At 73.3% G+C, this 12,153-nt stretch carries 8 protein-coding genes and 1 pseudogene; 8 read left to right on the top strand and 1 reads right to left on the bottom strand.

What is annotated here, in order from left to right; translation table 11 throughout:
- Positions 1–159: 159 nt before the first annotated feature.
- Positions 160–1,500 (bottom strand): UDP-N-acetylglucosamine 1-carboxyvinyltransferase, encoded by a 1,341-nt coding sequence (gene murA, locus ABTX62_RS30350; protein ID WP_352119174.1) that lies wholly within the window; start codon positions 1,498–1,500, stop codon positions 160–162.
- Between the two features lie 253 nt (positions 1,501–1,753).
- Between murA and ABTX62_RS30345 the strand changes: the two genes are divergently transcribed.
- The 8 genes and pseudogenes from ABTX62_RS30345 (at position 1,754) to ABTX62_RS30310 (ending at position 11,976) form a co-directional block, all read left to right on the top strand.
- On the top strand, positions 1,754–2,326 hold the full coding sequence (locus tag ABTX62_RS30345) for a YqgE/AlgH family protein (RefSeq protein ID WP_352119173.1): 573 nt from the start codon (positions 1,754–1,756) through the stop codon (positions 2,324–2,326).
- 29 nt (positions 2,327–2,355) lie between these two features.
- Positions 2,356–2,637, top strand: a complete 282-nt coding sequence (locus ABTX62_RS30340; protein ID WP_003990595.1) for a DUF3039 domain-containing protein — start codon at positions 2,356–2,358, stop codon at positions 2,635–2,637.
- 211 nt (positions 2,638–2,848) lie between these two features.
- Positions 2,849–3,130: pseudogene (locus ABTX62_RS30335) on the top strand (extracellular solute-binding protein); the annotation flags it as partial.
- Between the two features lie 2 nt (positions 3,131–3,132).
- Positions 3,133–3,972 carry a carbohydrate ABC transporter permease gene (locus ABTX62_RS30330; RefSeq protein ID WP_502998039.1) on the top strand — a complete coding sequence of 280 codons (840 nt, stop codon included), beginning with the start codon at positions 3,133–3,135 and terminating at the stop codon, positions 3,970–3,972.
- A 1-nt stretch (position 3,973) separates the two neighbouring features.
- The gene (locus ABTX62_RS30325; RefSeq protein ID WP_352119171.1) at positions 3,974–5,593 is read left to right on the top strand and encodes a beta-N-acetylhexosaminidase; all 1,620 of its coding nucleotides are present in this window, start codon (positions 3,974–3,976) and stop codon (positions 5,591–5,593) included.
- Between the two features lie 259 nt (positions 5,594–5,852).
- The gene (locus ABTX62_RS30320) at positions 5,853–6,746 is read left to right on the top strand and encodes an FAD binding domain-containing protein (protein ID WP_352119170.1); all 894 of its coding nucleotides are present in this window, start codon (positions 5,853–5,855) and stop codon (positions 6,744–6,746) included.
- Positions 6,743–9,670: a 2Fe-2S iron-sulfur cluster-binding protein gene (locus tag ABTX62_RS30315; RefSeq protein ID WP_352119169.1), complete on the top strand. Its 2,928-nt coding sequence runs from the start codon at positions 6,743–6,745 to the stop codon at positions 9,668–9,670. The genes ABTX62_RS30320 and ABTX62_RS30315 overlap by 4 nt, the downstream gene beginning before the upstream one ends.
- A complete protein-coding gene (locus ABTX62_RS30310) occupies positions 9,667–11,976 on the top strand; it encodes a xanthine dehydrogenase family protein molybdopterin-binding subunit (protein ID WP_352119168.1) in 2,310 nt (769 codons plus the stop codon). Before ABTX62_RS30315 ends, ABTX62_RS30310 begins: the two co-directional genes overlap by 4 nt.
- Positions 11,977–12,153: the final 177 nt, after the last annotated feature.

The following is a 12,153-nucleotide window of genomic DNA, read 5'->3' as shown; positions in this document are numbered from 1 at the left end:
CCCCAGCCGGGCGGGCGTTGCCGCGGGATGGGGATCAGCCGAGTGCCTTGCCCGGCAGTTCGACCTTCGCGCCCAGCTCCACCAGCTTCTCCATGCTGTGCCGTCCCGGGGGACGACCCCCGGACCCCCAGCCGGGCGGGCGTTGCCGCGGGATGGGGATCAGCCGAGTGCCTTGCCCGGCAGTTCGACCTTCGCGCCCAGCTCCACCAGCTTCTCCATGAAGTTCTCGTAGCCGCGGTTGATGAGGCCGATGCCGTGGACGCGGGACGTGCCCTGGGCCGCCAGCGCCGCGATCAGGTACGAGAAGCCGCCGCGGAGGTCGGGGATGACCAGATCCGCGCCCTGGAGCTTGGTCGGGCCCGAGACGACGGCCGAGTGCAGGAAGTTGCGCTGGCCGAAGCGGCAGTTCGAGCCGCCCAGGCACTCGCGGTAGAGCTGGATGTGCGCGCCCATCTGGTTCAGGGCGGACGTGAAGCCGAGGCGGGACTCGTAGACCGTCTCGTGGATGATGGACAGGCCCGTGGCCTGGGTCAGGGCGACCACCAGCGGCTGCTGCCAGTCGGTCTGGAAGCCCGGGTGGACGTCCGTCTCCAGCGCGATGGACTTCAGCTGACCGCCTTGGTGCCAGAAGCGGATGCCCTCGTCGTCGATCTCGAAGGCACCGCCCACCTTGCGGTAGGTGTTCAGGAACGTCATCATCGAGCGCTGCTGGGCGCCGTGGACGTAGATGTTGCCCTCGGTCGCCAGCGCCGCGGACGCCCAGGACGCCGCCTCCAGGCGGTCCGGGAGGGCGCGGTGGTTGTAGCCGCCGAGCTGGTCCACACCGGTGATGCGGATCGTCCGGTCGGTGTCCATCGCGATGATCGCGCCCATCTTCTGCAGCACGCAGATGAGGTCCTCGATCTCCGGCTCGACGGCCGCGTTGGCCAGCTCCGTGACGCCCTCCGCGAGGACGGCCGTCAGCAGCACCTGCTCGGTCGCGCCGACGGACGGGTACGGCAGCTGGATCTTCGTGCCGCGCAGCCGCCGGGGTGCCTCCAGGTACTGCCCGTCCGCCCGCTTCTCGATCTTCGCGCCGAACTGCCGCAGCACCTCGAAGTGGAAGTCGATGGGCCGGCCGCCGATGTCGCAGCCGCCGAGACCGGGGATGAAGGCGTGGCCGAGGCGGTGCAGCAGCGGTCCGCAGAACAGGATCGGAATACGGCTCGAACCCGCGTGGGCATCGATGTCAGCGACGTTCGCGCTCTCCACGCGCGTCGGATCCATCACCAGTTCGCCGGGTTCGTCACCCGGGCGGACCGTCACACCGTGCAGTTGCAGCAGACCCCGTACGACTCGGACGTCGCGGATGTCCGGAACATTGCGGAGCCGGCTCGGAGCGCTGCCCAGCAGCGCTGCGACCATGGCCTTCGGTACGAGGTTCTTCGCACCGCGGACACGGATCTCGCCCTCCAGCGGGGTTCCGCCGTGGACAAGCAGGACATCGTCGTTGACGGTCATGAATCTCGCGTTCCATGGAGTCGGGCAGGGGCCAGGAGGGAAAGGGTAATCGCCCACCACCCTCCTTCTGTATGCCTGAGTGAGCTCCAGTCACGTCATAGCTCTGTCACAACACGAACCGTTCCGTTCCGGGCACATGGGGTCACGGCCGGTTTGCGTGCGCCGGGGACGCTTCGGTGTGTCCTGAGCTGCGTTCCCCGCCGCTGCCCCATTGCCTCCCCATGCGAAGGCCAGATGCGGGATCATGTCTGCCATGACCGAGGTGTCCTCGCTCACAGGGCGGTTGCTCGTGGCCACCCCCGCCCTGGCGGACCCGAACTTCGACCGTGCGGTGGTGCTGCTCCTCGACCACGACGAGGAGGGCTCCCTCGGTGTCGTCCTGAACCGCCCCACCCCGGTGGACGTGGGCGACATCCTGGAGGGCTGGGGGGATCTCGCCGTGGAACCGGGTGTCGTGTTCCAGGGCGGCCCGGTGTCGCTGGACTCCGCCCTCGGCGTCGCGGTCGTCCCCGGCGGCGCGTCCGGCGAGGCCGCCCCGCTGGGCTGGCGCCGGGTGCACGGCGCGATCGGACTGGTCGATCTGGAGGCCCCGCCGGAGTTGCTGGCCTCCGCCCTCGGCTCGCTGCGCATCTTCGCCGGGTACGCCGGCTGGGGCCCCGGCCAGCTGGAGGACGAGCTGGTGGACGGCGCGTGGTACGTCGTGGAGTCGGAGCCCGGTGACGTCTCGTCCCCGTCTCCCGAGCGGCTCTGGCGCGAGGTGCTGCGACGCCAGCGCAGCGAGCTGGCGATGGTGGCGACGTACCCGGACGACCCGTCGCTCAACTGATGCGTGTGAGCTTCAGTACCCTTGGCCCTATGAGCACTCTCGAGCCCGAGCGCGGGACTGGTACGGGGACCCTCGTTGAGCCGACGCCGCAGACCTCGCACGGTGACGGTGACCACGAGCGCTTCGCCCATTACGTCCAGAAGGACAAGATCATGGCGAGCGCCCTCGACGGCACCCCCGTCGTGGCGCTGTGCGGCAAGGTCTGGGTACCGGGCCGCGACCCGAAGAAGTACCCCGTCTGTCCCATGTGCAAGGAGATCTACGAGTCCATGAGCTCCGGCGACGACGACAAGGGCAAGGGCGACAAGTAGCCCCTGTCCGCGGGGCGTGAAGCCTCCAGGGCGCGTTTTGCGCGCCCTGGAGGCTTTTGTGCTGTCCGGGCGTTGCGCGGGGTGCGTCTGCCGGTCACAGAGTGGTTGAGACCTCTTGTGGCCGTGTTCCCGTAGTCCCCAGCCTCCGTGGTGTTGTGCACAGCGAAACCTTCATTGCGCATGTTGCAACACCCCCTCGGAGGAGCACTCCATGAAGCTGTCCGTCCCCATCGCCGGGCTCACCGCGCTCGCCGCCCTCCTGGCCACCGCCTGCACCCCCCAGACCTCCTCGAACTCCTCCTCCGGCAAGGACGACAAGACCGGCACGCTGCGCGTGTGGCTCTTCCAGGAGGTCGGCAACGCCCCCAAGGAGAAGGTCGTCGACTCGGTCGTCGCCGACTTCGAGAAGGCCCACCAGGGCACCGAGGTGGCCGTCGAGTACATTCCCGTCGACACCCGCGCCCAGCGCGTCAAGGCCGCCTTCAGCGACCCCGCCTGTCGCGCAGCCGTGTGCGCCGACCGGGCCGGGCGGCCGCCGAGGCCGCCGCCCTGCTGATCGCGGTCGTCGTGGCCTTCCCTCTCTACTGGATGGTGCTCAGCGCCTTCAAACCGGCCGGGGAGATCGAGTCCGGCGAACCCAGGCCGTGGACGCTCACGCCCTCCCTGGATTCCTTCCGGCGCGTGTTCGGGCAACAGGAATTCGGCCGCTACTTCTTCAACAGCCTTGTCGTCGCGGGCAGTGTCGTGATCGCCTCCGCGCTGATCGCCTTTCTCGCCGCGACCGCCGTCACACGATTCCGCTTCCGCCTGCGGACCACCCTTCTGATCATGTTTCTGGTCGCCCGGACGGTGCCCGTGGAAGCCCTCACGATCCCCCTGTTCTTCCTCATGCGGGACGCCGGTCAGCTGAACACGCTGGGCTCGCTGATCCTGCCCCACATCGCCTTCTCCCTGCCCTTCGCGATCTGGATGCTGCGGGGCTTCGTGAAAGCCGTTCCCGAAGCACTGGAGGAGGCCGCCTGCATCGACGGGGCGAGCCGGGCCCGATTCCTCTGGCAGATCCTTTTCCCGCTCGTCCTGCCGGGGCTCGTGGCCACCAGCGTGTTCTCGTTCATCTCCGCCTGGAACGACTTCCTGTTCGCCAAGTCGTTCATCATCAGTGACACCGCGCAGTCGACGCTGCCGATGGCCCTGCTCGTCTTCTACAAGCCCGACGACCCGGACTGGGGCGGAGTCATGGCCGCCTCCACGGTGATGACCGTTCCCGTCCTGGTCTTCTTCGTACTCGTCCAGCGGCGCCTGGTCTCCGGACTGGGCGGAGCGGTGAAGGACTGACGTGACCGAACTGGTTCCACAACCCCGCAGTGTCGTCGCCGTTCCCGGTCAGGTGCGGTTGACGGCCCGCTCCCGGCTCGACGCGGGCGCCGGGACGGAGGGCGTCGGCCACTGGCTGCGCACCGTCCTGGGGCAGTCCACGGGCCTGCCCCTGCACGAGGGGAGGCGGCCCGGCGACGGCGACGGCGTCACCCTCCGGCTCGCCGCCCGGCTCGGCCCCGAGGAGTACCGCCTCGTCAGCGACCGGCACGGCGTCCTCATCGAGGGCGGCGGCGCGGCCGGTGTCTTCTGGGGTGCGCAGACCCTGCGGCAGCTCCTCGGCCCCGACGCCTTCCGCAGGGCGCCGCACGGCCCCGACCGGGCCTGGGCCGTGCCGTACCGCACGATCGAGGACGCCCCCCGGTTCCGCTGGCGCGGCACGATGCTCGACGTCGCCCGGCACTTCATGCCCAAGGAAGGCGTGCTCCGTCACCTCGATCTGCTGGCGGCGCACAAACTCAACGTCTTCCACTTCCATCTGACGGACGACCAGGGCTGGCGCATCGAGATCAGGCGGCATCCGCGGCTGGCCGGGATCGGCTCCTGGCGCGCCCGCACCAAAACCGGCCACCGGGCCTCGCCGTTGTGGGAGGACAAGCCGCACGGCGGCTACTACACCCAGGACGACATCCGGGAGATCGTCGCCTACGCCGCCGAGCGGCACATCACCGTCGTCCCCGAGATCGATGTGCCGGGGCACTCGCAGGCCGCCATCGCCGCGTACCCGGAACTCGGCAACACCGACGTCGTCGACACCACCGCCCTCACCGTCTGGGACACCTGGGGAATCAACCCGAACGTCCTCGCCCCAACGGACCACACCCTGCGCTTCTACGAGGGCGTCTTCGAGGAGGTGCTCGCGCTGTTCCCCTCGGAGTTCGTGCACGTCGGCGGCGACGAGTGCCCCAAGGAGCAGTGGCGGAGGTCGCCGACCGCGCAGGCGCGCATCAGGGAACTCGGCCTCGTGGACGAGGACGGACTCCAGTCCTGGTTCATCGGGCACTTCGACACCTGGCTCGCCGAGCGGGGCCGCCGGCTGATCGGCTGGGACGAGATCCTGGAGGGCGGTCTCGCCGAGGGCGCCGCCGTATCCTCCTGGCGCGGCTACGCCGGGGGCATCGCCGCCGCCCGGGCCGGCCACGACGTCGTCATGTGCCCCGAGCAGCAGGTGTACCTGGACCACCGTCAGGACGCGGGCCCCGAGGAGCCGGTACCGATCGGGTGGGTGCGCACCCTGGAGGACGTCTACCGGTTCGAGCCGGTGCCGCCGGAGCTGACGCCCGAGGAGGCCCGGCACGTGCTGGGCACCCAGGCCAACCTGTGGACGGAGGTGATGGAGGACCAGGCCCGCGTGGACTACCAGGCGTTCCCCCGCCTCGCGGCCTTCGCGGAGGTCGCCTGGAGCGCCCTGCCGTCCCCGCCGGAACGGGACTTCGCGGGCTTCGAGCGCCGTATGAGCGTCCACTACCGGCGGCTCGACGCCCTGGGTGTCGCCTACCGGCCGCCCACGGGCCCGCTGCCCTGGCAGCGGCGTCCCGGGGTCCTGGGCCGCCCGATCGAGGGTCCGCCGCCCCTCCGGTAGCGGCGGCCGACGCGACCGAACAGCTCGAACAGGCCACGGAAAAAGCGCACAAGGGTCACCGAAAGTGCCAATCGGCACGCAGCGGTGAACCTGTGCGAAAACGGATCATCTCGCCGGTGAGGTGGGCGAATGCCTCCTAGCGGACCCGTGTCCTCGGCTCTCGCCAAGATGTGCCAGAGTTGCCACGTCCGCCCTGTCAGCACGTACCGTACGGCAGCACAGGTGGGACCAGGTGGGGCAGCGGGAAGGGGCAGCCGGTTTGACCACGCACGCACCGCAGGCGGCGCAGGCCGTCACGCTGCCCACAACACTGGACGAGGCCGTGGCGGCACTCACCGCCGTGCCCGCCGCCGTGCCCGTCGCGGGCGGCACCGACCTGATGGCCGCCGTCAACTCCGGGCAGCTCAGGCCCGCCGCCCTGGTGGGCCTCGGGCGGATCAACGAGATCCGCGGCTGGCAGTACCTCGACGGTCACGCGCTGCTCGGCGCGGGCCTCACGCACGCGCGCATGGGCCGACCCGACTTCGCGGCCCTCATCCCGGCGCTCGCCGCCGCCGCGCGTGCGGCGGGCCCGCCGCACATCCGCAACGCGGGCACCCTGGGCGGCAACATCGCCTCGGCCGCCCCCACCGGGGACGCGCTGCCGGTGCTGGCCGCCCTGGAGGCGACACTGATCATCGCCGGCCAGGGCGGAGCCCGCCGGGAGATCCCCGTGTCGCACCTGCTCGCCGGGATGGACCTGCTCCGCGCCGGCGAACTCATCGGCTACGTGCGCGTGCCGCTGCTGCATGCCCCGCAGGTCTTCCTCAAGGCGACCGGCCGGACCGGGCCTGGGCGCGCGGTGGCGTCCGTGGCCCTGGTCCTGGACCCCGCGCGCCGGGGCGTGCGTTGCGCGGTGGGCGCCATAGCGCCGATGCCGCTGCGGCCGCTGGACGCCGAGCAGTGGGTCGCCGGCCTCATCGACTGGGACAACAACCGCGCGCTCGTGCCGGAGGCGCTGAGCGCGTTCGGGGAGTACGTCGCCGCGGCCTGCATCCCCGACGCGGCGCCGGCCGAGGACGGCTCGGTCGCGCAGCTTTCGCCCGCCGTACTGCACCTGCGGCGCACCGTCGCCGCGCTGGCCCGACGAGCACTGGGGAGGGCGCTGTCGTGACCGACGACCAGCACGGAGAGGGCACGCCCCGGGGCGGCAGCCGCTGGGACCCGCTGCCCCAGGGCGAGTACGACGACGGCGCCACGGCCTTCGTCGAGCTCCCCGAGGGAGGCGTCGACGCCCTGCTGGCCGCCGACAGCCCCCTCGCCGCGCCGGGCCACGGCTACGTGCCACCGCAGATAACGGTCACCCCCGCCACGACGGCCGGAACCGACCCGGCGGCCACGGGCGCGTGGCCGGTGCCGGGGGCGCCCGCCGACGGGGCGCAGTGGCACGACCCGAACGCCGGGCACCGGCAGCACGGTCGTGAACACGACGCGCACCAGCAGCAGGGCCACGACCTGCCCGAACGGCCGTACGACCCCGCCGCGCCGTACGGCCCCGCCGCGCCGTACGACCCCGGGACGCTCTACGGCTCCGACGCGGGCGCGCGGCAGCACGCCGGGGACGACCGGTTCACGTACAACCCGGCAGCGACCGGGCAGTGGAACTTCGAGGAGACCGCGGCCGCCGCCGCGCCCGGCCACGACGTGACGGGGCAGTGGTCCATTCCCGTCGCCGGGGGGGACCTCCCGGACGAATCGGGCGAGTTCACCACGTCCTCTCTGGTCGAGCAGTGGGGCGGCACCCCGCCGGCCACGCTGCCGGGCGGTGCGCCCGCGCCGTGGGCGACGCAGGCCGCGGGCCGGCCGTGGGGGCAGCAGGACCCGCAGGACACGGCGTCGCAGGAGCAGTCGGGCTACCCCCACGGGCACGAGCAGGGGCACGAGCACGAGCAGGGGCACGAGCACGAGCAGGGCCACGGACAAGGACAGCGGGCCGACGCCGGACCGGCCTCCGGATACGCCTCCGACCGGCAGGCCGCCGGGCCGTTGCCGCGGGAGGCGGGCCCGGGCGAGGCCGCGCACCCCCAGGACGTCCACGCACCGGGAGTCCACGAGGACACCGGCCCCGGGCACGGGACCGGGCGGTTCGGCCATGCGCCGGAGCCGTCCGGCGACACCGGGCACGGTCCGGAGACGCCCAGCGCCGGTCACCCGCCCCAGCCGTCGGAGTACGCGCCGGAGGACCCCGGGGCGCCCGGCCACACGGCGGAGCCGTCCCGCTACGCCGATCACGGCCAGGAGCCCACCGGCTTTGCCGACCGGGGCGAGGGGTCCTCCGGGTTCGCCGACCGGGGCGAGGGGTCCGCCGAGTTCGCCGATCACGGCCCGCAGGCCACCGGCTTCGCCGATCACGGCCCGGAGTCCGCCCGCGGCGCCGATCACGGCCAGGAGCCCACCGGCTTTGCCGACCGGGGCCAGGGGTCCTCCGGGTTCGCCGACCAGGGCGAGGCGCCCACCGGCTTTGCCGACCGGGGCGAGAGGTCCGCCGAGTTCGCCGACCAGGGGCCGGAGACCACCGGCTTCGCCGATCACGGCCGTGAGCCCACCGGCTTTGCCGACCGGGGCCAGGGGTCCGCCGAGTTCGCCGACCACGGCCCGGAGTCCGCCCGCGGCGCCGATCACGGCCGTGAGTCCGCAGGCTTTGCCGATCAGGGCGAGGGGTCCGCCGAGTTCGCCGACCACGGCCCGCAGGCCACCGGCTTCGTCGACCAGGGCCAGGAGACCGCCCGCTTCGTCGACCAGGGCGAGGGGTCCGCCGAGTTCGCCGACCACGGCCCGCAGGCCACCGGCTTCGTCGACCAGGGCCAGGAGACCGCCCGCTTCGCCGATCGGGGCCAGGGGTCCGCCGAGTTCGCCGATCACGGCCCGGAGATCACCGGCTCCCCCGGCCACGGACACGGCCCCGAGTCCACCGATGCCGCCGGCCAGGGGCCGGAGCCCACCGGCGTCGCCGGGCACCGGCCGGACCCGTCCCGTGCCTCCGGTCACCCGATGCCCGCCGCTCAGGCGCCCGAGCCGTACGCCGAGGCCCCCGGCGAGTTCCGCCCGGAGTCCGTGCCCGAGGCGTACCCGGAAGCCGCCGCGCTCCCGCAGGACGCCCAGGACGCTCAGCGCACTCAAGACGCCCAGGAGTCCTCACAGGCCGCTCCGGGGCCCGGTGAGCCCGCCGGTCACGCCGGTCACGCCGAAGACGCTCCAGAGGGCCAAGAGGCCGCTGACGGCCCCTCCGAGGTCGCTGCCGTGCCCCTGCGGGCCCCTGCGGAGGCGGACGCCGGCACCGGACCGGATGCCGCCGACGGCGAGACCCGGGACGACCAGGCTTCCGAGGAGGACCCGGCGACCGACCCGGCCGGCACCCCGGAAGCCCCGCCCGGTGTCGCCCCCCAGGAGGAACACCCCCTCGCCTCCTACGCCCTGCGCGTCAACGGCACCGACCGGCCCGTCACCGACGCGTGGATCGGCGAGTCCCTGCTGTACGTGCTGCGGGAGCGGCTCGGACTCGCGGGTGCCAAGGACGGCTGCTCGCAGGGCGAGTGCGGCGCGTGCAACGTCCAGGTCGACGGGCGGCTCGTGGCGTCCTGCCTCGTCCCGGCGGTGACCGCCGCCGGCAGCGAGGTCCGCACCGTCGAGGGTCTGGCCGAGGACGGGCAGCCGTCGGACGTGCAGCGGGCGCTCGCGCGCTGCGGCGCCGTGCAGTGCGGCTTCTGCGTCCCCGGCATGGCGATGACCCTGCACGACCTGCTGGAGGGAAACCCGGCCCCCACCGAGCTGGAGACCCGCCAGGCACTGTGCGGCAACCTGTGCCGCTGCTCCGGCTACCGGGGCGTGGTGGACGCCGTCAAGGAAGTCGTCGCCGAACGCGAGGCCCACTCCGCGCCCGCCGACGGCGACACCGACGGGGCCCGCATCCCGCACCAGGCGGGCCCGGGCGCCGGTGGCGTGAACGCGTCGGCCTTCGGAGCGCCCCCGCAACCGCACACCCCGCACTCCCCGGACCCGCACGACCAGCCCCACGGCCAGGACGGAGGCCCAGCGTGAGCAACGAAGCAGCCACCGCACAGGCCGCGGAGGCCGCCCCCGCCCCCGAACCCCTCCCGCACGGCATCGGCGCCTCGCTCCCGCCCGCCGACGCCCGCGCCAAGACGGAGGGCACCTTCCCGTACGCCGCCGACCTGTGGGCCGAGGGCCTGCTGTGGGCGGCCGTGCTGCGTTCACCGCACCCGCGCGCGCGCATCCTGTCCATCGACACCACCCACGCGCGCGAGATGCCCGGCGTCCGCGCCGTCGTCACCCACGAGGACATCCCGGGCAGCCCGTTGCACGGCCGCGGCAAGGCCGACCGCCCGGTCTTCGCCTCCGAGGTCGTGCGCCACCACGGCGAACCCATCGCCGCCGTCGCCGCGGACCACCCGGACACCGCGCGCATGGCGGCCGCCGCCGTCATCGTCGAGTACGAGGTGCTCGACCCGGTGACCGACCCGGAGCAGGCCTTCGAGGCCGAGCCGCTGCACCCCGACGGCAACCTGATCCGGCACATCCCGCTGCGCCACGGCGACCCGGAGGCGGCCGGCGAGATCGTCGTCGAGGGCCTGTACCGCATCGGCCGCCAGGACCCCGCGCCCATCGGCGCCGAGGCGGGCCTGGCCGTGCCGCGCCCGGACGGCGGGGTGGAGCTGTACCTCGCCTCCACCGACCCGCACGCCGACCGCGACGCGGCCGCCGCCGCGTTCGGCCTGGAGCCCGAGCGCGTCAAGGTCGTCGTCACCGGCGTCCCCGGCGCCACCGCCGACCGCGAGGACCAGGGCTTCCAGCTCCCGCTCGGCCTGCTGGCGCTGCGCACCGGCTGCCCGGTGAAACTCACCGCCACGCGCGAGGAGTCCTTCCTCGGCCACGTCCACCGGCACCCCACCCTGCTGCGCTACCGCCACCACGCCGACGCCGAGGGCAGACTCGTCAAGGTCGAGGCGCAGATCCTGCTCGACGCGGGCGCCTACGCCGACACCTCCTCCGAGGCCCTGGCCGCCGCCGTCGCGTTCGCCTGCGGCCCCTATGTCGTGCCGAACGCCTTCATCGAGGGCTGGGCCGTACGCACCAACAACCCCCCGTCCGGCCACGTGCGCGGCGAAGGCGCCATGCAGGTCTGCGCCGCCTACGAGGCGCAGATGGACAAGATCGCCAAGAAGCTCGGCATCGACCCCGCCGAGGTGCGGCTGCGCAACGCCCTGGCGACGGGCGACGTGCTGCCGACCGGCCAGACGGTGACCTGCCCCGCCCCCGTGGCCGAACTGCTCCAGGCCGTACGGGACTACCCGCTGCCGCCGCTGCCCAAGGACACGCCCGAGGACGAGTGGCTGCTGCCCGGCGGCCCCGAGGGCGCGGGCGAACCGGGTGCCGTGCGCCGGGGAGTGGGCTACGGCGTGGGTATGGTGCACATGCTCGGCGCGGAGGGCGCGGACGAGGTCTCCACGGCCACCGTGAAGGTCCACGACGGTGTCGCGACGGTCCTGTGCGCGGCCGTCGAGACCGGCCAGGGCTTCACCACCCTGGCCCGGCAGATCGTCCAGGAGACCCTCGGCATCGACGAGGTGCACGTGGCGCCGGTCGACACCGACCAGCCCCCGGCGGGCGCGGGCTGCCGCGGCCGGCACACCTGGGTCTCGGGCGGGGCGGTGGAGCGCGCGGCCAAGATGGTCCGCACCCAGCTCCTCCAGCCGCTCGCCCACAAGTTCGGCATGTCGACGGAGCTGCTCCAGATCACCGACGGCAAGATCACGTCGTACGACGGGGTGCTCTCCACGACCGTCACGGAGGCGCTGGACGGCAAGGAACTGTGGGCCACCGCCCAGTGCCGCCCGCACCCGACCGAGCCGCTGAACGAGACCGGCCAGGGCGACGCCTTCGTGGGCATGGCCTTCTGCGCGATCCGCGCGGTGGTGGACGTCGACATCGAGATCGGTTCCGTGCGGGTCGTGGAGCTGGCCGTCGCCCAGGACGTGGGCCGCGTCCTGAACCCGGCTCAGCTCACCGCCCGGATCGAGGGGGGCGTGACCCAGGGCGTGGGCATCGCGCTCACGGAGAACCTCCGCACGCCACGCGGTCTGATCCGGCACCCCGACCTGACCGGTTACGCCCTCCCGACCGCCCTCGACGCGCCCGACATCCGCATCGTCCGGCTGGTCGAGGAACGGGACGTGGTCGCTCCCTTCGGGGCGAAGGCGGTCAGCGCGGTGCCGGTGGTGACGTCCCCGGCGGCCGTGGCGTCCGCCGTCCGCGCCGCGACGGGCCGCCCGGTGAACCGCCTCCCGATCCGCCCCCAGGCCGCGGTGGTCACGGAACGGGTCTGAGGCCGCTTCGCCGCCGCCGGGCTGCCCGGAGCCGGACCGGCCGGGTTGCCCGGAGCCGGACCGGCCGGGTTGCCTGGAGCCGGACCGGCCGGGTTGCCCGGACCGGACCGTGCCCCGCCCCCCGGGGCGCCCGCAGGCCCACACCCCGCGCACCGGGCTCCGCTCCGCCCGCGTGGA

Origin of the sequence: Streptomyces sp. NPDC096046 (genome assembly GCF_040303285.1) — a bacterium.
In the GTDB taxonomy this organism is placed as follows: domain Bacteria; phylum Actinomycetota; class Actinomycetes; order Streptomycetales; family Streptomycetaceae; genus Streptomyces.
This window is presented reverse-complemented; position numbering and strand designations above follow the sequence as displayed.